The 24,887-nt window shown below is 37.1% G+C and carries 21 protein-coding genes; 17 read left to right on the top strand and 4 right to left on the bottom strand.

What is annotated here, in order from left to right; all coding sequences use genetic code 11:
- Positions 1-105 precede the first annotated feature (105 nt).
- The 8 genes from NY607_RS15440 (at position 106) to NY607_RS15405 (ending at position 7,669) form a co-directional block, all read left to right on the top strand.
- Entirely contained in the window at positions 106-1,848 is a 1,743-nt protein-coding gene (locus tag NY607_RS15440; protein ID WP_131520901.1) for a methyl-accepting chemotaxis protein, read from the top strand.
- A gap of 75 nt (positions 1,849-1,923) precedes the next feature.
- Positions 1,924-2,499: a YdcF family protein gene (locus tag NY607_RS15435; RefSeq protein WP_483869376.1), complete on the top strand. Its 576-nt coding sequence runs from the start codon at positions 1,924-1,926 to the stop codon at positions 2,497-2,499.
- Between the two features lie 141 nt (positions 2,500-2,640).
- A complete protein-coding gene (locus NY607_RS15430) occupies positions 2,641-4,338 on the top strand; it encodes a M3 family oligoendopeptidase (RefSeq protein ID WP_131520900.1) in 1,698 nt (565 codons plus the stop codon).
- 165 nt (positions 4,339-4,503) lie between these two features.
- Positions 4,504-5,595, top strand: a complete 1,092-nt coding sequence (locus tag NY607_RS15425; RefSeq protein WP_131520899.1) for an AI-2E family transporter — start codon at positions 4,504-4,506, stop codon at positions 5,593-5,595.
- Positions 5,596-5,606: 11 nt separating this feature from the next.
- Positions 5,607-6,230, top strand: coding sequence for an NUDIX hydrolase (locus NY607_RS15420; protein ID WP_131520898.1), 624 nt, complete (start codon positions 5,607-5,609; stop codon positions 6,228-6,230).
- A gap of 134 nt (positions 6,231-6,364) precedes the next feature.
- Positions 6,365-6,829: a hypothetical protein gene (locus NY607_RS15415; RefSeq protein ID WP_004231915.1), complete on the top strand. Its 465-nt coding sequence runs from the start codon at positions 6,365-6,367 to the stop codon at positions 6,827-6,829.
- Positions 6,830-6,851: 22 nt separating this feature from the next.
- Complete coding sequence (locus NY607_RS15410) at positions 6,852-7,043, top strand: hypothetical protein (protein WP_004231917.1); 192 nt, start codon at positions 6,852-6,854, stop codon at positions 7,041-7,043.
- Positions 7,044-7,060: 17 nt separating this feature from the next.
- Entirely contained in the window at positions 7,061-7,669 is a 609-nt protein-coding gene (locus NY607_RS15405) for an alpha/beta hydrolase (protein WP_259419927.1), read from the top strand.
- A gap of 44 nt (positions 7,670-7,713) precedes the next feature.
- Here the strand turns inward: NY607_RS15405 and NY607_RS15400 are convergent, their stop codons facing one another.
- From NY607_RS15400 to NY607_RS15390, 3 genes are all read right to left on the bottom strand, one after another.
- On the bottom strand, positions 7,714-9,825 hold the full coding sequence (locus NY607_RS15400) for an MMPL family transporter (protein WP_131520895.1): 2,112 nt from the start codon (positions 9,823-9,825) through the stop codon (positions 7,714-7,716).
- 105 nt (positions 9,826-9,930) lie between these two features.
- Complete coding sequence (locus tag NY607_RS15395; protein WP_004231925.1) at positions 9,931-10,947, bottom strand: inorganic phosphate transporter; 1,017 nt, start codon at positions 10,945-10,947, stop codon at positions 9,931-9,933.
- A 21-nt stretch (positions 10,948-10,968) separates the two neighbouring features.
- Complete coding sequence (locus NY607_RS15390) at positions 10,969-11,589, bottom strand: DUF47 domain-containing protein (RefSeq protein ID WP_004231927.1); 621 nt, start codon at positions 11,587-11,589, stop codon at positions 10,969-10,971.
- Positions 11,590-12,014: 425 nt separating this feature from the next.
- Here NY607_RS15390 and NY607_RS15385 point away from each other — a divergent pair, with 425 nt between their 5' ends.
- Positions 12,015-12,701 (top strand): ABC transporter ATP-binding protein, encoded by a 687-nt coding sequence (locus tag NY607_RS15385; protein ID WP_048394180.1) that lies wholly within the window; start codon positions 12,015-12,017, stop codon positions 12,699-12,701.
- Between the two features lies 1 nt (position 12,702).
- Positions 12,703-14,022 carry an ABC transporter permease gene (locus NY607_RS15380; protein WP_131520893.1) on the top strand — a complete coding sequence of 440 codons (1,320 nt, stop codon included), beginning with the start codon at positions 12,703-12,705 and terminating at the stop codon, positions 14,020-14,022.
- Positions 14,023-14,081: 59 nt separating this feature from the next.
- Here NY607_RS15380 and NY607_RS15375 read toward each other — a convergent pair whose 3' ends face one another.
- The gene (locus NY607_RS15375; protein WP_259419926.1) at positions 14,082-15,242 is read right to left on the bottom strand and encodes a class I SAM-dependent methyltransferase; all 1,161 of its coding nucleotides are present in this window, start codon (positions 15,240-15,242) and stop codon (positions 14,082-14,084) included.
- Between the two features lie 198 nt (positions 15,243-15,440).
- Between NY607_RS15375 and putP the strand changes: the two genes are divergently transcribed.
- The 7 genes from putP to NY607_RS15340 all read left to right on the top strand — a co-directional run bounded on the left by putP (position 15,441) and on the right by NY607_RS15340 (position 24,643).
- Entirely contained in the window at positions 15,441-16,928 is a 1,488-nt protein-coding gene (gene putP, locus NY607_RS15370; RefSeq protein WP_066038005.1) for a sodium/proline symporter PutP, read from the top strand.
- Between the two features lie 133 nt (positions 16,929-17,061).
- Complete coding sequence (hflX, locus tag NY607_RS15365) at positions 17,062-18,348, top strand: GTPase HflX (RefSeq protein WP_131520890.1); 1,287 nt, start codon at positions 17,062-17,064, stop codon at positions 18,346-18,348.
- Positions 18,349-18,748: 400 nt separating this feature from the next.
- Positions 18,749-20,236: a peptide MFS transporter gene (locus NY607_RS15360; protein ID WP_048394189.1), complete on the top strand. Its 1,488-nt coding sequence runs from the start codon at positions 18,749-18,751 to the stop codon at positions 20,234-20,236.
- 205 nt (positions 20,237-20,441) lie between these two features.
- The gene (locus NY607_RS15355) at positions 20,442-21,587 is read left to right on the top strand and encodes a M20 peptidase aminoacylase family protein (RefSeq protein WP_131520889.1); all 1,146 of its coding nucleotides are present in this window, start codon (positions 20,442-20,444) and stop codon (positions 21,585-21,587) included.
- Complete coding sequence (locus NY607_RS15350) at positions 21,587-22,411, top strand: GNAT family N-acetyltransferase (protein WP_259419925.1); 825 nt, start codon at positions 21,587-21,589, stop codon at positions 22,409-22,411. Before NY607_RS15355 ends, NY607_RS15350 begins: the two co-directional genes overlap by 1 nt.
- A gap of 21 nt (positions 22,412-22,432) precedes the next feature.
- Positions 22,433-23,539 carry an o-succinylbenzoate synthase gene (gene menC / locus NY607_RS15345; protein WP_259419924.1) on the top strand — a complete coding sequence of 369 codons (1,107 nt, stop codon included), beginning with the start codon at positions 22,433-22,435 and terminating at the stop codon, positions 23,537-23,539.
- A 51-nt stretch (positions 23,540-23,590) separates the two neighbouring features.
- Entirely contained in the window at positions 23,591-24,643 is a 1,053-nt protein-coding gene (locus NY607_RS15340) for a YkvI family membrane protein (RefSeq protein WP_131520886.1), read from the top strand.
- Positions 24,644-24,887: the final 244 nt, after the last annotated feature.

Here is a 24,887-nt window from a genome sequence, read left to right as displayed (position 1 = left end):
GGAAATAAGAAAATAATTTGTGCTTTACCCATTGTGAAAACTTTCAAACCATAACATAATATAAAGTAATATATTGTTGAACGAAGAAAATAGGGGGGCTAAAGTATGAAGTTTTTACGTTCAATACAGGGGAAATTGATTATTATTTCATTGGCATTACTAGTTATTCCAAGTTTAATAATTGGTATAGTTAGTTATGGTAAGGCTAAGAATGGAATGGAGGATATAGGAGAGCAGGTACTTTACAATAGTGTTGAATCTGCTTTGCAATTAATCGAGCTCGCAAACGAGAGTGTTGAAAAGGGCGACATTTCCTTAGAGGTTGCACAGGAGCGAGTACGAGAAGCATTTCTTGGTCCGAAAGATAGCGAAGGAAAACGGCCAATTAATTATCCTGGTGATTTAGGGGAATATGGCTATATCTATGTGTTGGATGATAAGGGAACATTAACAACACATCCAACACGAGAAGGAGATAATCTTTGGAATGACCAAGATAGCAGTGGCAATTACTTTATTCGAGAAGTAACTGAAAAGGCACTTGATGGGGGTGGCTTTACACAATATGAATTTGAACTACCAGGTCAGGATGTCTTAGCCGATAAAATTATTTATTCTGAGAAAGATCCATATTGGGGATGGATTATTGCATCAGGTACATATATGCAGGATTTTAATGCAGAGGCGAATTCTTTATTGCTAGTAATTGGTTTGACATTAGTAGGTGCCATCATTATTGGGACAATCGTTGTCATTCTTGTATCAAGACATCTGGCATTACCAGTTCAAAAATTATCTAAACGTGTACGTGAAGTAGCAAAAGGGAATTTAACGGTTGAAATTGAGCATTTACAGCGCTCGGATGAAATAGGACAGTTAAATGCTGGCTTTAATGAAATGGTACATCAACTTAAAACACTTATTTCAGATGTGGAGGAAGCGATTGTAGAAATACAATCAACATCAGCCAACTTAACCGCAGTAGCTGAAGAGACAAATGCCTATGGGGATGAAATCGTCAAAGCAATCAATGAAGTATCCAAGGGTGCAGTCAAGCAAGCATCTGATGCAGAGGATACAAACCGAACGGCTATCGAATTTGCGCACCAAATTGAAGGATTGCATGATAAAAATGAATTAATGTTAGATGCCTCACAGCATATGAAAAAATCAAATGAAGAAGGCCTAGTTAATCTAGAAAGCTTAAAGGATAAGTCGAGAGAGTCTTCAAATCTCGTTCAGAATATTCAGTCTGTATTTGGTAGCTTAATTGTCAAGGTACGTGAAATTGAAGGCATCGTGGGCACGATTACGGAGATTTCAGATCAAACGAATTTACTTGCACTTAACGCCTCTATTGAAGCAGCAAGAGCGGGTGAACATGGTAAAGGATTCGCAGTTGTCGCGGAAGAGGTACGTAAACTTGCTGATCAAACCTCTGTAGCAACTGAGCTAGTACGCACAACGCTAAAAGGCATTGAAAGTGAAACAAACTTAGTCAATGGTGAAATGCAGAAAACCCATATCATTGTAAGTCAACAAAATGATTCTGTCATGGTAACAGAATCATCCTTTACAGAAATTAAATTAGCTGTTGAAAAAATTATAGCCATTATAGGCGATACGACAGATAGTGTAGAATATTTAAATAGCTCTAAGAATACGATTATGCAATCGATTGAAAGCATTGCGATGATTAGTGAAAAGAATGCTGCTGCATCTGAAGAGGTAACAGCATCTGTAGATGAGCAACAACGCGCAATACAACTGGTTAGCGAATCTTCCAATGATTTAACCGATGAAATATCTGCCTTACAGGAGTCTATTAAACGATTTATATTGAGATAATATTTCAGGGTGCTTGGTTAACAAGCATCCTTTTCTTTTTATCATCGTTAATAAAAGGTAAAGGAGGAATGATTTGTGAGAAGGTGGTTGATGACAGTTGGTGTTATTTTAATCGGTAGTGGAATCGTTCTTTATATTTGGCTTGGGAAAGAAATTGATCAGGGTATGGAACCGAATGCTGATGGTTCAGCTGATTATATGATTATATTGGGAGCAAAAGTAAGGCCAGGTGGTGTACCATCGCTTTCATTAAAAAGTAGATTAGAGGTGGCTGTTCCATACTTAACAAAATACCCACATGTTAAGGTCATTGTGTCAGGCGGACAAGGGCCAGATGAAGATCGTACAGAGGCAGCTGTAATGCAAGACTATTTGGAACAGCATGGCATTGATGCCACGAGAATTATCATAGAAGATCAATCTACATCTACTTATGAAAATTTAGTATTCTCTAAAGAATTATTACCAAAAGAGACAAAGAAAATTACCATCGTTTCAAATGACTTTCATTTAAAACGTGCAAAATATCTTGCTGAAACTTTAGATTTTGAAGTAGATGTCCTATCAGCAAGAACCCCAAAATCAGTAGAAGCAAAATTAAGAATAAGAGAAAGAGCTGCGTTATTAAAAACATATATTGTGGGCTATTAAACAACAACGCCATTAGATTTAGGAACTGCTTCTTTCTCATAAAAATCATTTCAACAGAAAAGAGATAATTGTTTCTTAATAGATTCTATTTGGCATATAATAGAAATATTACGGGGTATAGGACAGAAAGAGGGGACTTTAATGACAACGTTTAAAGAATATCAGTACAGCCGTCCAAATGTGGCATCGATGAAAGAGCAGCAATTAGCACTCATTGAGCAATTTAAACAAGCACAATCCATGGACGAGCAAAGTAATATCATTGAAAAGCACAATGCAATTAGTAATGACTTTGCGACAATGGCTAATTTAGTATATATTCGTGCTTCAATCGATACGAATGATGAATTTTATCAAGCAGAACGTGATTATTTCGATGAAGTAGGTCCTGAGCTAGAAGAAGTAACGACGGAATACTATAAAGCTTTAATTGATTCACCATTTCGTGAGCAATTAGAAGAAAAATGGGGTCAGCAATTATTTGATCTAGCAACTTATCAAATTAAAGGCTTCTCACCAGAAGTTATTGATTTGATGCAAAAGGAAAACAGACTTGTTTCTGAGTACAATAAGCTTGTTGCATCTGCACAAATTGACTTTAATGGAGAAACATTAACGCTCGCTCAACTTGGTCCGTTTGCAGAGTCAACGGATCGAGAAACACGTAAGGCAGCAACGGATGCTCGCTTTGGCTTCTTTGCACAGCATGAAGATGAATTCGATCGTTTATATGATGAACTTGTCAAGGTACGCCATGACATTGCGATTAAACTTGGCTATAACAACTATGTTGAACTAGGCTATATTCGTATGAATCGGATTGATTACAATGCTGATATGGTTAAAAAATTCCGTGATCAGGTACGTGATTTAATTGTGCCTGTTGCAACGAAGCTTTACGAGCGTCAGGCAAAGCGAATTGGCATTGAAGATTTCAAATTTTATGATGAAGCACTTAACTTCTTATCAGGTAATGCTACACCAAAAGGGAATCCTGAGTGGATTGTAGCAAACGGTAAAAAAATGTATGAGGAGCTTTCACCTGAGACAGGAGAATTCTTTAATTTCATGATTGACCATGACTTAATGGATCTTGTAGCGAAGAAAGGGAAAGAAAGTGGCGGTTATTGTACGTTTATTGAAAACTATCATTCCCCATTCATTTTCTCAAATTTTAATGGTACTTCAGGTGATATCGATGTATTAACACATGAAGCTGGACATGCTTTCCAAGTTTATTCAAGCCGTAACATTGGCATTCCTGAGTATTTATGGCCTACCTACGAGTCTTGTGAAATTCACTCGATGAGTATGGAATTCTTCACATGGCCTTGGATGGAGCTGTTCTTTGAAGGTGATACAGAGAAATATAAATTTACACATTTAAGTAGTGGTCTTTTATTCTTACCATATGGTGTGGCAGTAGATGAGTTCCAGCATGTTATTTATGAAAATCCAACAATGACTCCTGCTGAACGTAAAGCTGCATGGAAAAAAATTGAGGAAACGTATTTACCACACCGTGACTATGATCATAACAGCTACCTAGAGGCTGGGGGCATTTGGCAACGTCAGGCTCACATCTATGCAAGTCCGTTCTACTACATTGATTACACGTTAGCGCAAATTTGTGCCTTCCAATTCTGGAAACGTTCACGTGAAGAATTTGAAGCGGCTTGGAAAGACTATATTCATCTTTGTGGTTTAGGTGGCTCTATGTCCTTTACAAAGCTTGTAAAAGAGGCAGGTTTAATCTCGCCATTTGAGGATGGCTGTGTTGAATCGGTTATTGGAGAAATTGAGACATTCTTAAATTCCATTGATGATTCTTCTCTATAATTGATGACTTAAATTCGTTTCACTTCCACGATAACTAGTATTGTGGAAGTGAGCGAATTTTTTAGTTTGTCAGAGGAGTTCTGTAAAAAAATACTAGGATACTTGCGAAATGGTTAATATATCAGTAGTATTTTCAGTAACTGCTATTAAAGGAAGTGAAAGAAAGTGACAAGGAAAGTTTGGTTTCAAGTAGGAGTAGGGATACTACTTACACTACTAATCATTAAATATTTTATAGAAATTCATTGGATTTTTTCACCGCTTGTCATCATATTAAAAGCGATTTTTGTGCCTTTACTACTTGGTGGTGTTCTCTATTATGTGACGGAGCCAATTCAGAGATTTTTAGAAAAACGTAGATTTCCTCGATGGGGAAGTATATTGACGATTTTGTTCGGACTAATAGCAATGGTAGGTATTTTTGGCTGGATTATTGGTAACCCGATTGCCGAGCAGGTCAATAAATTGGTGAAGAATGCCCCTATGATTAGTACGAGTATTAGTACGAGCATCCAGCAATTAACAGACTATGTAACGCAAAATAAGGATAACTTCCCTGAGCAATTAAATGATGTTATCGAAAAAATGGCGAATTCGGTACAAGATATTGCAGTAGTGGCGAGTAAAGGTTTTGTGTCCTTTTTACAATCCATTGTATCTGTGTCGTTATTAGCCATTTTAATTCCGTTCTTCTTTATTTTTATGCTGAAGGATCATGAGAAGTTTGCTCCATCCATCTATAAATATTTCAGTGGTGAACGTCAGCAATGGGTAAAGAAAACGTTAAGTGAAATTGATGATGTATTACGTACCTACATTCAGGGCCAACTGCAAATTAGTTTTTTATTAGCACTAATAATGTATGTAGGCTATTTAATTATCGGATTAGACTATTCGTTATTACTAGTGATTTTTGCATTCTTTATGAATATGATTCCATTTATCGGGCCTTGGATTGCCTTTGCGCCAGCCCTGATTGTGGCAGTTATTCAAGATCCAATTTTAGTGGTGTGGGTTTCGGTTGTGACGCTGGTTGCTCAGCAAATAGACAGCAACTTTATTACACCTAATGTCATGGGGAAATCACTTGATATCCACCCCCTTACCGTTATTACAATTATTTTAGCGGCAGGTAATATAGCAGGTTTTATTGGTATTATTATCGCTGTACCATTTTATGCAGTCTTAAAGGTTATCGTATCCAATATTTATGATCAACGTAATGCAATTAAGAAAAAAGCGACGAAGTCAGTATAGGAGTCGAAACAATGGAACAAGAAATTGTAAAGGTATTTAATGAACAGCATGAGCAAATTGGGACAGCTACGAGAGCGGAAGTGCATGAAAAGGGGCTTTGGCATGAGACTTTTCATTGCTGGCTTGTAAATGAAGACTATATTTATTTTCAAGTACGTAGTTCACAGAAAAAGGATTATCCAGGGTTACTCGATATTACAGCAGCAGGACATCTTTTAGCGATTGAGACAGTAGAGTCAGGCATTCGAGAAGTAAGAGAAGAATTGGGCCTTAATATTGATGTCCATGAGGTTGTCAAAATGGGTATGACATCTTGTAGTATCGTTTCTGAAAATATGATCGACAATGAATTTTGCCATGTCTACATATATCCTTTCAAGCATGATTGGGATTCCTTTGCTTTGCAGTATGAAGAAGTATCGGGTGTAGTTAGAGCGAAGCTAGATGAGGCGGAGGCTTTCTTCTTGGGAGAAACGACGACACTTAATATTGAAGGGTATGAATATTTCCCTGATGGTCAACGTGTGAGAATTGTCAGACCAGTAGGTACTGCACAATTTGTTCCTTATCGGGAATTGTATGTTGCACAGGTGATAAAATTCACACGTGAAAAAATAGTTAATCAAACCTCATAAGTTTAAATAGGATAAGCTATAATATTAGCTTGTCCTATTTTCTTGCGCAAAAATGATTTAGAAACGACACGATATAATAGGAAAAAATGAGTTATACTGTTAGATAGATTGTAAAGAAAAGGAGCATTTTTTATATGCTAACATTTGAACAAAAACAAGCGATTATTGAATCGTTTTCTGAGCTAACAAAAAAAGAAATTTCTTTAAAGCGCCTAAATTATCATTACATGGACAGTCTTTACGAAAAGACGATTGTAGTTGAGAAATTACATCCAAACGGCAATGGCTTTGTCTTTGTAGGAGATTTATTACGCTATGAGAATGAGGCTAATGATAAAGGATTAGTAAATATCCGCGATTACGATGAACAACAACTTCGTGAAATTATTGAAGACGCAATCCAATATTTATCTGAAGAAGTAGAAGAGCAGGAGCCAATTGTAGAGATTTGGCATAGTCGCGATGGTAGTCAGTTACAGCTAGCTTTTGAGCAACGTTCGTGGAACGTGTATCATGGAGACAATCTAGAAGAGGCATTTGGTACGTATGAGGCAGCAAAGGAATATTTACTAGAAGAAGGCTTTCGTACAAAGAAATAAGTTATACGGGGGATCATGATAGATGAACGGAAAAAAATTAGTGGGAATTGTTATTGTTGTTGTGATTGCGGCATGTTTATTTTCAGTTTATACCATTACTAATTTTTATAAAAATCACGAAGAACAGCCTAATCGTGAAAATCGTGAAATTAATAAGTCAAAGAGCTTGAATTTAATTTTGCCACAGGCTACAATTATCTCGAATTCAAGATAATTGAGAGGTGACTGTCAGTGCAACATATTTATTATAAAGGTACAGACGAAACAAAACCGACTTTATTATTGCTACATGGTACAGGTGGTAATGAGGAAAGTCTTATTGGGCTAGCAAAAGAAATAGATGAAACAGCCAATATTTTAAGTGTTCGCGGAAATGTACTTGAGCATGGAATGCCACGATTTTTCCGCCGATTAGCCGAAGGTGTCTTTGATATGGAGGATTTAATCTTTCGTACAAAGGAGCTTCATGAATTTTTGGAGACGTCAGCACAGCAATATGGCTTTGATCGCCAACGAATTGTAGCAATAGGGTATTCGAATGGTGCTAATATTGCAGCAAGCTTATTATTCCACTATGATGATGCGTTAGCAGGAGCTATTTTGCATCACCCAATGGTACCAAGACGTGGTATTGAATTACCGCAACTTTCTCCAACACCTGTGTTTATCGGTGCTGGTACGAATGATCCGATGTGTACAGCACAGGAGTCTGAGGATTTAGAAACCCTTTTAAGTGCTGCAGGTGCCAAAGTAACGAAGAAATGGTTTAATTTTGGTCATCAACTAACAATGCCTGAAGTACAAGCAGCAAAAGAATGGTATAAAAGCATTTACGCTTAATTGAAAAATCCACCTCCTTTTAAAGGAGGTGGATTTTCTTTATGTTATTTACTTTTCTTTGAGAAAGGAAGCCACCAGTTCCAATCACCAAACAGCTTCATAAGACTAGGTACAAGCATAAGACGAATAATCGTTGCATCAATGGCAACAGCAATAGCAATACCCACACCAATTTGCTTCACAGGCATTACATCTGTGAAGGCAAATGCACCTGTAATAACAATCATGATAAGCGCTGCCGACGTAATTATTCGGCTAGTGGATGTTAAGCCATCAATTGTTGCGCGCGTATTATCGGAGCCCTTTAAATATTCCTCTTGGATACGAGAAATTAAAAAGACTTCGTAGTCCATACTTAAGCCAAATACAAGACAAAAAACAATAACTGGAATGATTAGCACAATGGAGCTTGCTTCAATACCAAAATGACCATATTGGAAAATATAAACGAGTATACCGAATGCAGATGAAAGCCCAATAATGTTCATGATTATTGCCTTTAACGGAATTAAAATAGAACGGAATGCCAACATTAAAATAAAGAATGTAGAAACGATAATAATTGCTATAGCTAAAACAATTTTATTAGCAATTTCATCAAAGATTTCTTGGTTGAATTTAGCTGGTCCACCAAGTGCAAAATCCACGCCCAGGTCTTTGTCCATCCATGTTCGGGCAAATTTTTGAGCTGTAGAGGAAGAACCTGCTGCATCAATTGTAATTGGAACAAATAGCTGTGTATCCTTTGAAAATGAATTAATAACAGGTTTTAATTGTTCAGCAACCTGTGGAATAGCTAAAGAAGCAGAAAGCTCCTCTGGTGTTTGAATGTTAGCAGCTGTATAAATAGTTGAAACATTAGTCACTAATGGGTCCTTTAATAGCTTTTCTTGAATCGTATAAATTAGCTCTCTACCCTCAGTATCCTCCCAGCCATCTTTTCGTTCAGCCAACAAATACAATGTAGAGGATTCAGCTAGTCCAAACGTTTCATCTAATTTATCGTATGCTGCACGAGCATCATATTTCGTAGGTAAGGAGTCCACCTGTGGAATGGTTAATTGGATATCCTTTAAAGGGATCATGCCGATGCCTAGTAATAATAATGCTGAAATCACTATAGCTACTGGATGCTTCATGACAAAACCTGCAAAGCCACGCCAACGATTTGCCCCACCTGGTTTAACGCGTATTAAGCGCCATTTATTAAGTCTATCTCCTAATAGCATCATAGTGGCAGGAAGTAATGTTAAGCCAGAAAGAACGGCTAACAGGACGACTATAGTGCCTCCTAGGGCGATATTATGAAAAATTTCTACATCAATGACAATCATAGCACCTAAGCCAATCATGACACAGACTGCGGAGAAAATGATAGAACGACCTGCTGTCTGAATAGCAGTTTGAATGGCTTGAGCAATAGAAGTATGTGTGCGTTCTTCTCGGTAACGATTAATAAACAGCAACGCAAAATCAATACTTAAAGCCAGCCCAAGCATTGGAACAATATTTAAGACGAAAATAGATAGATTGACATTAGCACTGAGCAGCGTCATCATACCAAAGGCGGTAACCACTGTCACAACACCAATGACGATTGGCAAAATAGAAGCAACAACTGTACCGAACGCTAATAAGAGAACCACGATGGCAATTGGCAATCCAATGGCCTCAGCTGATGCCAAATCCTTTTGACTAGCAGTATTTATGTCAGCAGATATAACAGGCCCTCCAGTGATACTAATGCCGTCTTTTTCAATTAATGAACGGCATTCCTCAACAATGTCAGGAAGGTTTTCTACATCGTTCTTTATGTGAACCATCGCATAGGCAATACCATCTTTCCGTAAAGAGGAGTCTTCTAAAGGTGATTGAATAGAATGAATCTCTTTTATGCTATCTAATTTTTTTAAAGTGTCTTCAATTTTCTGATCATCAGCTGGATCAAAGACAACCAAAATCGTATTAGATGGTAAATCAAATTTTTCTGCTAGCTCGTTGGTAACATAGGTATGATCTGCTTCGACAAAGAAACCATCACCTTGAAGTTTGCCTGGAAGCTGTAAAGCAAAGTACGCCATTGCTAGAAAAATAATAAGCCATATGACTACGATTGCTTTCGCATGTGCTGTAATAAAAGCTGAAAAAGTTTTCATAGTTGTTTATACATCCCCCTTTTCAATTAGTGTAAAGGATGTGTCACATTTTGTCGTGTGACAAAGTAAAGACTCCCATCCACTTTTTGGACAGGAGTCTTACTATTAAAAGAATAATGATAATATGAAATAAATAACAGATGCCATAACGGCAGAAATTGGCATTGTAATCACCCAAGTAGTAACAATCTTTCGAGCCATACCCCAGTTTACACCACGCACACGCTGTGCTGAACCGACACCCATAATGGACGAAGAAATGACATGTGTTGTTGATACTGGTAAGTGGATTAGCGTAGCGCCAAAAATAACAGTAGCAGATGCTAAATCTGCCGCAACACCATTAACAGGGCGGATTTTCATAATCTTACCGCCTACCGTTTTAATGATTTTATAACCACCAATTGAGGTACCTAGCCCCATTGCTGTAGCTGCAGCAGCACGCACCCAGAAAGGTATTTCATCTCCAGTGTGCAAGCCACCAGCGATTAACGCCATTGTCATAATCCCCATCGCTTTTTGCGCATCATTTGTACCATGGGTGAACGATTGGATGGCAGCAGTAAAAATTTGCATTGTACGGAAACCCTTATTCGTCCGATATAAATTTAAATTTTTAAACCATAATTTAAAAAGAGTCATCATAATAAAGCCTGCACAAATAGCAAGTAAAGGTGAAAATACTAAAGCCATGATGATTTTAGTAAAGCCGCCATAGTTTAACACATTAAAACCAGCGGATGCGATTGCAGCACCGGCAATAGACCCAATTAATGTGTGTGAAGAACTTGACGGTATACCGAAATACCATGTCAGTAAATTCCAAATTATGGCTGAAATTAATGCAGCTAAAATAACGACTGAGCCAGTTGTGTCTCCTTCAAAAGCATTTAATGCAAAAGGATCTACAATATCTTTTGTTAGAGCTTTTGCAACCCCTACAAAGGTGATAGCGCCAATAAAGTTCATAGTTGCCGCCATGATGATTGCCGTGCGTGGCGGCAAAGCTCTAGTAGAAACCGAAGTTGCAATAGCATTTGCTGTATCATGGAAGCCATTGATAAAGTCAAATGTTAGGGCAAAGATGACGACCAGTACGGTTAAGATAATGATTGTGTTCATTGTAAAGTGCCCATCTCCTAATTATGCGTTACGCATGATAATTGTTTCCATAGTATTTGCTACGTTTTGACAATGATCAGCGATATCTTCAAGTTGTTCATAAATATCCTTAAATTTAATGAGGCGGATTGGATCCTTTTCATTTAAAAATAACTTCTTAATAGAAGTACGTTGTACCTCATCACATTCACGTTCATAGTCTTTAATAAGAATTGCGTGTGGACGCATGCCAATTAGATTCTTTTTCTTTAACTCTTCTGTCGCTTTGACTATTTCATCAGCACTTTTTGAAATAAACCCTAAGAAAATGCGCATAGATTCATCAATCTCAGTGAGCGAAAACATTTCAAAGTGTGCAATACAGTGTTCTGTTCCATCTAATACATCATCCATACGAATGGCGAGCTCTAAAATATCCTCACGTTCAATAGGTGTCATGAATGATTTGTTTAACATGACAATCAGTTCATGAATAAGCTTATCACCAGCAGTTTCATAATTTTTCATTGTAATGCTAATCTCTTTTAGGTCAGCTACACTGTTAATACGAAAATCATTTGCGTAATGTACAGCCTCTCTCATATTTTCAGCAATTTTATGCAATGCAATAAAGAAAGGGTCTTGTTTTTTTGAGTTAAGCATGTGAATCGAATCCTCCTGGATATAAATAAATTAATCGACCTCTAAACTTTACTATCATAACAAAATCTTTAATTTATCTACATAAAAATTTACTAATCGACACGAAAATTTACATTGCTGTAATATACAATTCGTTCACAAAATGTGAGGTAATCCAACTGTATTTATTTTTATGAGTACAGATAAAACCTTGTTATAATGGGCAATTATCCTATTACGCTGACTTATTAGTACAGATTAAGACATGAAAGATAATAGAAGGTAATAAAAATAGCGCATTCGAATTGTAAAGGTATTGTAAATTCATTTGATAACCAGAAGAGTACCTTCTTATTCTTAAGAATATCTTCATTTTTATCCTCCCTCTTTATTAAGAATTGTTTACTACAATGGAAAATGAATAGGAAAGGAGCGTTTATTAACTAATGATTCAGGTTGAAAACTTACAACATACATTTTTAATTGGAAAACGAGGGAAGGAAAAGCAAGTGCCGGTATTGAAAGGTGTGAACTTCGAGGTCCATAAAGGAGAAATTGTTGCCATTGTAGGTAAAAGTGGCTCAGGAAAATCGACCTTATTACAAGTTCTAGCTGGTTTTATGAAGGCTGAACAGGGCTCTATTAAAGTAAATGGAAAGGAAACAGCCCATCTAACTGAAACAGAAAGTGCTGCCTTCCGTTTACGTCAATTTGGTTTTATTTTTCAAAACTTTCAATTGATGCCTGGCTTAACTGCTTTTGAAAATATCGAATTACCTTTAAAGCTACAGGGTTTGCGTAAGGCTATGCGCAAAGAAAAAGTAAAGAAATTAATGGACAAGGTTGGTTTGACAGAAGTAGCAGACCATTATCCCAATGAATTGTCAGGTGGACAGCAACAGCGTGTCAGCATTGCACGAGCCCTTATTACGAATCCGCCTATATTACTTGCTGATGAGCCAACAGGGAGTCTCGATTCAGAAACCGAGCAGGATATCTTATTGCTTATTCAAAGTTTAAATCGTGAATTAGGGCTAACTTTTGTCATTATCACGCACGATGAAGAAGTAGCTACGATCGCACATAGACGCTTCCGCATGTACGATGGAGAACTTGTAAAGGAGGAAGCTTAACATGTTATTTAAGGATCAATTAGATTTTGTAACACAGCATATCAAGAAAAATAAGCTGCGTGTGTTTATGACGATACTAGCTGCAACGATGGGCTGTGCCTTTCTAATCGTGCTAGCATCCGTTGGTTTTGGTTTACAGGAATCTTTACGCAATGAAATTCTATCAAACGAAACAGTTACAAAAATTCAAGTATATGGCGATAAGCAATTAACTGAAGAACAAGTACAAGAAATTAAAAAAATGGAACATGTAGAAACAGTGCTTGAAACAATTAGTGTCAATGCTTCCGCACAATCATTTTTTGAAGATCGTGATACAACTTCTAATTTAATATTGTCAGATATGCAGGACTTTGAACAGGTAAATGGAAAGCTTGCAAAAGGGCGTTATCCAACAAAATCTAATGAAATTGTTGTAGGCTATCATTTTGCTCAAACATTATTGAATGACACAGAACGTGATGTCATTGCGGAAAAAAGTAAAAAGGCTGAAGCAGAGGGTACGTATTATGATGGTAGTGAAGAGGGCTATAAAGAATCATTAATTGGAAAAAACATAGACCTGTCCTTAGTTCCTCACACGGGTACAAATAATGAAACACAAAAAATGAGCTATACAATTGTTGGCGTAATGGAGAAACCTTCTTATGATTGGATGGTTGATAACGCTATTCATATGGATAAAGCGCAAAAGGCAGTATTAGTTGAAAATTTATCTACAACTAATAACATGGCAGAGAATGAGCTGTTTTACTCTGAATTTAATATTTTTGCGGATACTTTAGAAAACGTAAAGCCGATTTTAGAGAAGTTAAAAGATAAGGGCTATAGCGTATATTCAGTAACAGAGCAACTAGATCAAATGAATGTATTTTTCCTTGTATTAAAAATTGGCTTAATCTTTGTTGGCACAATTGCTGTGTTGATTGCTTCCATTGGTATTTTTAATACAATGACAATGGCTGTCACAGAGCGAACACGTGAAATTGGTGTGTTAAAGGCAATTGGGGCAAGTCCAAAGCTTATTCAACGATTATTTTTAATGGAGAGCACATTTATCGGCATTTTTGGTACGCTAATTGCGGTTGTCATCTCGTATGCTATTAGCTTTGCAGCTAATGCAGCATTACCATTAATTCTTAAGGCGGCAACAGGGGAGGAAGCTTTCGCAACAAATGATATAACATTTTCTCTTATTCCATGGCAACTAGTCATTATTGCAGCAGCCATTAGTGTTGGCGTAGCGATGATTTCAGGTTATCGCCCAGCACGTAAAGCAACAAAAATCGACGTTATTCAAGCTTTACGACAAGAGTTATAATAAAAAAGGCGGTCCAATCAACATTGGATCGCCTTTTATTTGGATTGAACATCTGTATGTTATAAATACTCTTTTAACTCATTCGCTAAAAATGGTGTTGCATTCAATAATTTTAAGAAGGCATCATAGCTGGCACGTTGCTCTTCATTTGGTTTTTTACCTGTTTGATAGGCTCGAATTAATATGTTTTTAGGTGTATTCTCCATATCGATAAACTCTAAAAGCTGTGCCTCATAGCCAACAAGCGATAAAATTTCAGCTCGAATAGCATCTGTAGCAAGTGCCGCAAATCGCTCTCGAACAAGTCCATGTTGCAACATAATATCGAGAGCAGGTGTATTTAGTTGACGATTTAACTCATGCTGACAGCAAGGCACACTTAGAATGACACTTGCTCCCCATTTCACAGCACGAGCCAAGGCCATATCTGTCGCTACATCACATGCATGGAGTGTCACCACCATATCCACAGCACTTTCATCATTATAATCATTGATATCTCCTACAAGAAATTCTAGCTGATCATAGCCTAGATCCTGTGCTATTCTTGAGCACTCTTCAATAACCTCATTTTTTAAATCTAAACCAGTAACACGAATGTCTAAGCCTTTTTCAATTTTTAAATAATGATACAAAGCAAAGGTTAAGTAGGATTTACCTGAACCAAAATCTAAAATCCTCACCTGTCGATCCTGAGGTAAATAGGTTAAGGCATCATCAATAAATTCAATGAAGCGGTTAATCTGTTTAAATTTATCATACTTTTGTTTCTTAACCTTTCCTTCTTCTGTTTGTACCCCCAGTCGAATTAAAAATGGATAGGGTTGATCATCAGATAGTAAATAATTTTTTTTACGATTATGGCTTAGATGGACTTGTTTAGGTGAAGCTGTTTTATCTGATTTCCAAAGGACTTTGTTCTTTTTTGATAATTGTACTTGTACCGTTTCATCTACGAAATCAATATGAGCTTGACGATACTCCTCAAAAAACGCGTCAAGCTTGGAAGGTAAACGAGCCAATAGAATATTTTCATGTTTTAAAATCCGTTCATATTGGTATTCAATTTGTATATGGTACTGATTTTTTAACATTAATGGTTTTAATTTTATACGTTTTATTTCATTTGATTTCATACGTGGTTGACTGATTGTAGCTGTCACAAGCTTTTGTTGCAAAATTTGCTCAGTGAGCAGAGCTTTCATTTCTTCAAATGTCATACATTTTCGCCTACTTTATTGTGTTATAGATGGCACTAGTTTAACACATTTTATAAAAGACAATGGCATCTTGGGTATTCGGAATAAATTTAATAAAAATTCCGAGTATTTATAGGTGGAATTGTATATTCGTGGTATCTTAAATACAGTAATTCTTTTTAAATTGGTGATACTAAGGATTAATAAGGAGGAGAAAATATGTCGGATAACATGTATCAATTATTAGCGATTGTTATTTATATGATCGCCATGCTAGCAATTGGCTGGTATGCATTTGTTAAAACATCTAATTTAACAGATTATATGCTTGGCGGTCGTTCCTTAGGTCCAGCGGTTACTGCGCTAAGTGCGGGTGCTGCGGATATGTCTGGCTGGCTCCTAATGGGCTTACCAGGTGCGATATTTTTATCAGGTCTTGTGGAGGCTTGGATTGCAATTGGATTAACAATAGGAGCTTACCTAAACTGGCTACTTGTGGCACCACGTTTACGGGTATATACACAGGTTACAAATGATTCCATTACTATTCCAAGTTATTTGGATAATCGATTACGTGATCATACGAAGCTGATTAGAATTGCTTCAGGTATCATCATCCTCATATTCTTTACATTTTATGTATCGTCAGGAATGGTAGCAGGGGGCAAGTTTTTCGATAGTTCTTTTGGTTATGAATACCATACAGGCTTATTAATTGTGTCAGCTGTAGTTGTAGCATACACTCTTTTTGGCGGATTTTTAGCGGTAAGTTATACAGACTTCTTACAAGGTCTTATTATGTTTTTAGCACTTATTATGGTACCGCTATTTGGTTTATTTGTAACAGGTGGTATAGGTGAAACTATTTCATCTATTAAATCTGTTGATCCAGATCTTCTAAATTTATTACCAGCCACTGCGACAGCAGCAGGGATCATTTCTTCAGTTGCTTGGGGATTAGGCTATTTTGGACAGCCTCATATTATCGTCCGCTTTATGGCGATTAGTTCCGTTAAAGAAACGAAGCAAGCTCGACGCATTGGTATTGGCTGGATGATGTTAAGCTTATTTGGAGCTATTGGAACTGCCTTGGTGGGTGTAGCCTATTATCAGCAAAATGCTGGTGAGCTAAAAGACGCTGAAACAGTATTTATTGTACTTGGTCAGATTTTATTCCATCCATTTATAGCAGGTATTATGCTGGCGGCTATTTTAGCAGCTGTTATGAGTACAATTTCTTCTCAATTAATCGTAACTTCTTCAGCACTTGTAGAGGATATTTATAAAGCATTATTTAATAAAACAGCAGACGATAAGCATTACGTTTTTGTTGGGCGTATGGCTGTATTAGTTGTTGCAATTATTGCAGCAATCCTAGCGTGGAATCCAGATAGTTCTATCTTAAGCTTAGTTGGCTTTGCTTGGGCAGGATTCGGTGCAGCCTTCGGACCTGTTATTTTACTTTCTTTATATTGGAGAAAGTTAACGAACTACGGAGCACTTAGCGGAATGGTAACAGGGGCTGCAACTGCGTTTATTTGGGGTAAAGTAGATGCTTTATCAAGTGCGTTGTACGAAATTGTTCCTGGCTTCATTGTTTGTTTAATTGTTGCGGTTGTTGTCAGTATACTGACATATAAACCAAATAAAGAAATTGAAGAAGAGTTCACACGCTCAGAAGCCCTGCTAAAAGAAGAAAGAAAATAGTTGAGATGCGCCTTTACATGAGGCGCATTTTTTAGGAAAGTTAACGATGATCTTCAAATACGAAAAAGGGTATATTATGGTAAGATGAAGAAAATTTGTCGTAGCGACACCAAGCTTTGGTGGGAGGTTTCTAATGGATAGAATTAAGGAAGTTGATGTATTAATTGAAAAGGCCATACTAGTTGGCGTGAATTTACGAAATGATGAGTACTTTGACTATTCTATGGAAGAGTTACAAAATTTAGCTGAGGCCTTGCATGTAGAAGTGGTTGGGACTGTCACGCAAAATTTGGAACGTGTGACACCTTCCCATTATGTGGGTACAGGTAAAATAGAAGAAATCAAAAATTTTTATGAAGAAGCACAAGCAAACCTCGTGATTTTTAATGATGAACTGTCTCCTTCGCAAATCCGTAATTTGGAGCGTGATTTAGCAACGAAGGTCATTGATCGAACAATGCTTATTTTAGATATTTTTGGAAGGCGCGCAAAAACACGTGAAGCCCAAATGCAGGTGGAATTAGCACAGCTTCAATATATGCTACCTCGTTTAGTGGGTTTGCATGCCTCTTTAAGCCGTCAGGGTGGAGGTACTGGGGGAGGCTTTAAAAACCGTGGTGCTGGTGAGACAAAGCTGGAATTGGATCGACGAAAAATTGAAGATCAAATTGCTAAAATTAAAAAGGATCTAGAGCACGTTAAGGAACAGAGAGAAACGCAGCGTAAACAGCGTCGTAAAAACGCTCTTCCGGTTGTATCGATTGTAGGCTATACAAATGCTGGGAAATCAACGATTATGAATCAACTGCTTACACAAATAGGACAAGAAGAGCACAAACAAGTCTTTGAGAAGGATATGCTTTTTGCTACCCTTGAAACTTCTGTTCGTCAGATTGAGCTACCTGATAAGAAGACCTTTTTACTGACAGACACTGTAGGCTTTGTTAGTAAATTACCTCACCATTTAGTGAAGGCATTTCGCTCCACTTTGGAAGAGGCGCGAGATGCGGACCTTTTACTCCACGTGGTGGATGTTTCGAATACAGAGCACGGATTTATGATGGATGTAACGAACGAAACACTTAAAGCAGTTGGTGTTGAGGACATTCCGACAATCTATGTATACAATAAAGCAGATATAGCAGATGTTCCATATCCTGTGGTAAGTGGAGATAATATTTGGATTTCAGCAAAGCAGGGGGTTGGTTTAGAAGAATTAGTACAGCTAATTCGTCAACACATCTTCTCGCATTACGTAACGTGTGAAATGTTAATACCTTATGATCATGGGAACGTTGTTTCTTATTTAAATGAGAATGCCTCTGTTTTTAATACAGCCTATGAAGAGGGTGGGACATTATTGTCTCTTGAAGTAAAAGCAGCAGATTACGCAAAGTATCAGCACTATGTAATTAATTAAAAAATGTACTTCCCAAAGCATGCCAAAAGATTTTTGGCATGCTTTTTGTGATTAGAGGGAATAGTAGAATCTAGAACAAAGGTAAAACGTGTACTCAAGAAATTGTATTAATTTTCAAGTAAAGTAAGGAATCTGAATTTTAAATATTTTAGAATAATTCATTGTAAATTTAAAAATCTTTTAGGGATAAAGTGTGAGAAAACTTAGATATATCAAAGGATTTAATAATTTATCTAATAATCAATCAGAATTTATAGAAAAATGACAAATTTTCAACATTTTTTAAAACTCTTGCTAAAGTTTATAAAACGCTTTAGTATGATGAAACAAAGTTTTTTTATCCTTATATTAGGGTAGTTGTGTTTTTGTAGAATAATTTTTTATTGGGAGAGGGTATTGTATGTCTAGTAAAGATGAAGTTGTAAAATCTGTCCCTCAAAATGGTTTTGTTGGACACCCTAAAGGGCTCTTTACTTTGTTTTTCACAGAATTTTGGGAACGTTTCTCGTACTATGGTATGCGAGCAATTCTTATCTTCTTTATGTATTACGAATTACATGACGGGGGCTTAGGTCTAGACCGCGGAACAGCAAACTCTATTATGGCCATCTACGGCTCACTTGTTTATATGTCTGGAATTATAGGTGGATGGATTGCCGACCGAGTTTTAGGAACACGAAAAACCATTTTTTATGGTGGCGTGTTAATTATGATTGGTCATTTACTGCTAGCATTGCCTGGTGGTGTGAGCATGTTATTTGCTTCCATGGCATTTATCGTTATGGGTACTGGTTTATTAAAACCGAACGTTTCAAGTATTGTTGGGGACATTTATGCTGAAACAGATAGCCGTCGTGATGCAGGTTTTTCTATTTTCTATATGGGTATTAATATGGGAGCATTTATTGCACCTTTTATTGTCGGAACAATTGGACAAAAATATAGCTTCCACCTTGGCTTCGGTTTAGCGGGTCTAGGTATGTTTATTGGTTTAATTGTTTATAAATTAACAGAGAAAAAATATTTAGGCTTAGCGGGCTTACAAGTAAACAACCCATTAAAGCCTGAAGAACGTAAAAAAGTCTTTACGCAATTCGGAGTTGCAGCTTTACTTATTATCATCTTGGGTGCTATCGGTATTAAAACTGGTACTTTAACAATGAATGTATTTAGTTTAATCATCACAGCTCTAGGTGTATTAATTCCAACTGCATTCTTTATTTATATGTATCGCAGTAAAAAAACAACAAAGGATGAAAAGTCTCGTCTACTTGCTTATATTCCTTTATTTTTATCAGCTGTAATGTTCTGGGCTATTCAAGAACAAGGAGCAACTATTTTAGCGACTTATGCAGATGAGCGTACACAGCTAAGTTTTGGTGGTATTCAGCTTCAATCTTCTTGGTTCCAGTCATTGAACCCATTATTTGTTATTACAATGGCACCATTATTTGCGATGCTATGGCTTAAATGGGGAGACAAGCAGCCGACAACACCACGTAAGTTTTCATATGCATTGTTCTTTGCGGGTCTATCATTCTTAGTGATGATGATTCCAGCACACCTGTCTGGTGGAGATACATTAGTGAGTCCTTTATGGTTAGTATTGTCATTCTTCTTAGTGGTTGTTGGTGAGCTATTATTATCACCAGTTGGTCTATCTGCCACAACGAAATTGGCACCACAGGCATTCGCAGCGCAAACAATGTCTTTATGGTTTTTAACAAGTGCAGCAGCACAAGCAATTAATGCGCAATTAGTTAAGGTCTATGAAGTTGTAAGCGAATTCACATACTTTGGTTTCTTAGGTACCTTATCTATTGTAGTCGGGATTATTATATTGGTGCTTTCACCAATTATTTCAAAAGCGATGAAGGGTATTAATTAAATGAAAGATGCAAGTACAGTTATTAAAAAAACTGTACTTGCATCTTTTTTTGCTATCTAAATAAAAGTCTATCTAAGAAGCTGAGAGCGAAATATATTATCGTAAGTAGTTATTTTGTTGAATGTGGGTATAAGTTTCTATGTAGAAAATTATCATTTTCGTTATAATAATTTTAATAATATGAAAATTTAAGGGGTTGGAATCTATGAAGGAAGAGTTAGATTATTTGAGGCCAAGATTAATGGAGATTTTTACGTATTTACATGCAAATCCAGAAATCAGTTGGCATGAAGTAGAAACCACCAATTATATAGTGGAGCTATTAACACAGGAAGGCTTTTCCCCAATACGATTTAAAAATTCCACAGGATTATATGTTGATGTGGGCAACGGTGACCCCAAAGTAGGGCTAAGAACTGATATAGATGCCTTATGGCAAGAAGTAGATGGTCATTTCCGTGCGAATCATTCATGTGGACATGACGGTCATATGACGATGGCCATTGGTACACTATTACTTTTAAAAGAACTACAGCAATCTATAAATGGTACAATCCGCGTTATTTTCCAACCTGCTGAAGAAAAAGGAACAGGAGCATTATCTGTATTAGAAGAAGGTGTTATTGATGACTTAGATTATTTATTTGGTGTCCATGTAAGACCTGTTCATGAGCTAGAGGACGGCACTTATTGTGCAGCCTTATATCATGGTGCCTCTCGTTTACTTGAAGGCGAAATTATCGGAGAGGATGCTCATGCTGCAAGGCCGCACCTTGGTATTAATGCCATTGAAGTAGGTGCAACAATCATCGAAGATTTGCGAACCATTCATACAGATCCTATGGTCCCTGTATCTGTTAAGATGACGAAATTCCATGCAGGGGGAGATTCGGGCAATATTATCCCAGGTAATGCCTCATTTACGATTGATATTCGTGCACAGCAAAACAAGGTGATGGACGATTTAGCACAAGGCGTAAAGCGTGTGATCGATTCATCTAAATTGTTGCATAAGGTACAAATTGAATTACGTACGGTGGCCAATATCGTAGCTGCTGAAGTTGATACAAGTGCTCAATATTTGATGGAGCAGGCAATTATACAGGCTGCTGGGTTATCAAATTTAAGAAAGCCTGTTCATACACCTGGAGGAGAGGATTTTCACCATTATGCTGTACAACGGCCGCATTTAAAAACAACCATGCTGGGCTTGGGTTGTGGATTAACACCAGGCTTGCATCACCCGAAAATGAAATTTAAACAAGCAAGACTTGTCACAGGAGTGGAGATACTTACAAGAGCAGTTTTATTAGCTTTGGAATCAGGGCATAAAAAGGAGGCGTCAGCGTAATGTTAGAGCAAGTGCGAATTCACAAAGTAACGACACCGAAAGAAATTGCAGAGATCCAAAAATTAAATGCTGAAATATGGGGCAGCCAAGCAATCCCCTGCCATCAATTACTAGCTGCTGTACAAAATGGCGGAATCGTATTAGGAGCGTATTTCGATGAAAAGCTAATTGGCTTTAACTATTGCTTCGTTGGCTATCGGAATAGAGAAATGTACTTACATTCGCACATGATTGGTGTAGAAAAAGCATATCGTGAACAAGGTGTGGGTGAATTATTGAAGCATGCCCAACAAGAATATGCAAAAGAGCATGGTTTTCAACTTGTCCGCTGGTTAATTGACCCATTAGAGGCGCGTTTAGCGAATCTAGCATTTCTAAAATTGAACGCCACTAGTTATCAATATGAAAATGATTATTATGGTCCGCTTCGCGATGACTTTAATGAAGGACTACCTTCAGATAGACTAGTCGTTGAATGGTGGATCGAGCGTGATCAAATGGCAGATAGCCTTGATGAATTAGAAGAGGGGGCACAGAAAATAGTACCTTGGACATTAACAGTAGATGGATTACCAGTTCTAGATGTAGAAAATACATTTCAGTTAAAACAATCCTTTTATAAAGATGCCTATCTTTTACCGATCCCTCAATCTCTACAGAAAATGAAAGTGGAAAGTCCAAAACTTGCAGAGGACTGGCGTTATAAAATTCGCACAATCTTAACAACATTATTTAACCAAGATTATGCCATCGTACGCATGAAGAAACATCCAGAATATGTTCATAGCTATCTGTTAGTCAGACGCTCCTTATTAGCTTTATAATAATGATAAGGAGTGAACAATGTGAGATTAGAAAAGATTACATTAAGGCATTTGAAAATGCCTATGAAAGCACCATTTACTACGAGTTTTGGCACAGTTGATGAAAAGGAAATGTTACTGATAGAAGCAAAAGATGAATCAGGGACGACGGGGTGGGGAGAAACTGTTGCTTTTGTAGCACCATGGTATACGGAGGAAACATTAAAGACAACATGGCATATGCTACAAGATTTTTTGATACCCATCTTGTTACATAAAGAGATTGGGCATCCAGATGAGGTAACCTCATTATTTGCACCTATTCGGCGAAACTGCATGGCGAAAGCTTCAATTGAGGGTGCTGTATGGGATATCTATGCTCAGCAAACAAAGCAATCACTTGCACAGGCGTTAGGTGGTCAAAAACAACGTATTGAAGTAGGAGTCAGTGTGGGTATCCAACCCTCTATCTCTCAGTTAATAGCATTAATAAAAGGTCATATTGAAGAAGGCTACAAAAGGGTGAAGATCAAGATAAAGCCTGGAGAGGATGTAGAGATAGTACAGGCAATTCGTGCGGAATTTCCAAATTTACCCTTGATGGTTGATGCAAACTCTGCTTATACATTAGAGGATATAGAAATACTACAGCAGCTTGATGATTTTAATTTATTAATGATCGAACAACCATTAGCTACTGATGATATTGTCGATCATGCAGCATTACAGAAAAAGTTAAAAACGCCTATTTGCTTAGATGAAAGCATCACATCATATGAGGATGCCAGACGAGCAATTGAACTTGGAAGCTGTGGTGTCATAAACATCAAGATTGGACGAGTAGGTGGTTTAACGGAAGCAATACGAATCCATGACCTATGTAAAGCAAACCATATTCCAGTTTGGTGTGGTGGTATGTTAGAGGCTGGAATTGGACGAGCACATAATGTTGCCTTAACGTCTCTTAGTCAATTTATTTTACCTGGCGATACAGCAGGTTCTAGTCATTATTGGTACGAGGATATCATTGATCCTGAAGTAAAAGTTAAAGATGGTTATATTGAGGTACCCCAGTCGGTAGGTATTGGTTATAAGCCTAATATGGCTGTGATTGATAAATTAACAATTAGCAAAGAAATCTATCAATAAGGGAGTACTTAGTCGATCATTTAGTATTTAGGAAAACGAGGAGAGAACTGATTGAAAAAAAGCTTGCAAATCGGTGGTGCCTATGTGGGGATTATCGTTGGAGCAGGATTTGCATCTGGGCAGGAAATTGTCCTTTATTTTACAAGCTATGGCTTTAAAGGAATATATGGAGCATTGTTAGCTATGGTTGGTTTCTCAATTGTTGGCATGTGTGTTGCTCAAGTGAGCTCTAGGCTTCGCACATCGTCCCATAAGGATTTGATCTATCAAATTTCAGGGAATACTATGGGCTTTGTATTGGATATAGTGCTATCACTCTTTTTATTTGGTGTAGCTGTCATCATGTTTGCTGGGGCTGGTGCAACATTTCAGCAAATGTTTGGACTGCCTATTTGGCTAGGGAGTATTTGTATGATCTTGCTTACAGTAGCCACTGTCATGATGGATGTGAAAAGCATCATTAATATCATTGCACTTGCCACACCGTATCTACTAACCGTCGTCTCCATCATCGCTATCTATGCTATTGCAACGATGGATTTTACCTTTGCAGAGCAAGCTGTTATTGCTCAACAGGCTCAAATAAGTGAGAAAAGTTGGTGGGTAACGGCTTTATTGTACATGTCGTTCAATGTAGGGGTTAGCTTCTCTTTACTGACTGTTATGTGTGGATCCATACGCAATCATAAGGTAGCTGGCATGGGTGGTATAATTGGTGGGATTTTGTTAGGTGCTTTAATCTTACTTGTGAATTTCTCCCTTTTAGCAAAGATGAATATCATTGTTGGATTAGACATTCCGATGCTAGCGTTAGCGAATGAAATTCATCCGATTGTTGGAGTATTAATGACTATTTCTCTTTTGGGAATGATTTATAATACGGCAGTAGGGATGCTATATTCCTTTATGGTAAGGTTTTTCGAGCCTAGTAGAGCAAGCTTTAGGATTGCAGTTATATTTATAGGTGGTCTCGGTTTTCTAGCAAGTCTTGTAGGGTTTACAACGCTAGTAGCTAAACTATATGCAGTGATGGGCTATGTTGGGTTAGTATTAATCATATTCATTATTTCTGCATGGTTAAGAGGCACTAAAAAAATTATCTAATATAAAAATGGTAATTGAGGGATAGATTTTATTCTCAATTACCTTTTTATTTGGATAAAAATATTGTAGAAATAGTGAATTATTTCTGTTGATTCATTTACGGTTATGCTGATATTTCGTTAATTTGGCATATTTTTTAGTTAATCATTCATAAAACGAGAATAATTCTCATTTGCTTGTTGACTGAGAATAAAATCATGCTTATAATGGAAAACGTGAGTAATGATAATCATTTTCACTAATA

The organism is Lysinibacillus sp. A4 (assembly GCF_024919535.1).
Classification (GTDB): Bacteria; Bacillota; Bacilli; order Bacillales_A; family Planococcaceae; genus Lysinibacillus; species Lysinibacillus capsici.
The sequence above is the reverse complement of the archived record's forward strand: the minus strand, read 5'-3'. Positions and strand labels throughout refer to the sequence as shown.

Bases quoted from the DNA above. Each gene is read 5' to 3' on its own strand.
- hflX (WP_131520890.1), top strand. From the start codon at position 17,062: ATGGATAGAATTAAGGAAGTTGATGTATTAATTGAAAAGGCCATACTA.
- NY607_RS15420 (WP_131520898.1), top strand. From the start codon at position 5,607: ATGGAACAAGAAATTGTAAAGGTATTTAATGAACAGCATGAGCAAATT.
- NY607_RS15410 (WP_004231917.1), top strand. From the start codon at position 6,852: ATGAACGGAAAAAAATTAGTGGGAATTGTTATTGTTGTTGTGATTGCG.
- NY607_RS15385 (WP_048394180.1), top strand. From the start codon at position 12,015: ATGATTCAGGTTGAAAACTTACAACATACATTTTTAATTGGAAAACGA.
- NY607_RS15415 (WP_004231915.1), top strand. From the start codon at position 6,365: ATGCTAACATTTGAACAAAAACAAGCGATTATTGAATCGTTTTCTGAG.
- NY607_RS15380 (WP_131520893.1), top strand. From the start codon at position 12,703: ATGTTATTTAAGGATCAATTAGATTTTGTAACACAGCATATCAAGAAA.
- NY607_RS15400 (WP_131520895.1), bottom strand. From the start codon at position 9,825: ATGAAAACTTTTTCAGCTTTTATTACAGCACATGCGAAAGCAATCGTA.
- NY607_RS15375 (WP_259419926.1), bottom strand. From the start codon at position 15,242: ATGACATTTGAAGAAATGAAAGCTCTGCTCACTGAGCAAATTTTGCAA.
- putP (WP_066038005.1), top strand. From the start codon at position 15,441: ATGTCGGATAACATGTATCAATTATTAGCGATTGTTATTTATATGATC.
- NY607_RS15440 (WP_131520901.1), top strand. From the start codon at position 106: ATGAAGTTTTTACGTTCAATACAGGGGAAATTGATTATTATTTCATTG.
- NY607_RS15360 (WP_048394189.1), top strand. From the start codon at position 18,749: ATGTCTAGTAAAGATGAAGTTGTAAAATCTGTCCCTCAAAATGGTTTT.
- NY607_RS15350 (WP_259419925.1), top strand. From the start codon at position 21,587: ATGTTAGAGCAAGTGCGAATTCACAAAGTAACGACACCGAAAGAAATT.
- NY607_RS15355 (WP_131520889.1), top strand. From the start codon at position 20,442: ATGAAGGAAGAGTTAGATTATTTGAGGCCAAGATTAATGGAGATTTTT.
- NY607_RS15390 (WP_004231927.1), bottom strand. From the start codon at position 11,589: ATGCTTAACTCAAAAAAACAAGACCCTTTCTTTATTGCATTGCATAAA.
- NY607_RS15430 (WP_131520900.1), top strand. From the start codon at position 2,641: ATGACAACGTTTAAAGAATATCAGTACAGCCGTCCAAATGTGGCATCG.
- NY607_RS15395 (WP_004231925.1), bottom strand. From the start codon at position 10,947: ATGAACACAATCATTATCTTAACCGTACTGGTCGTCATCTTTGCCCTA.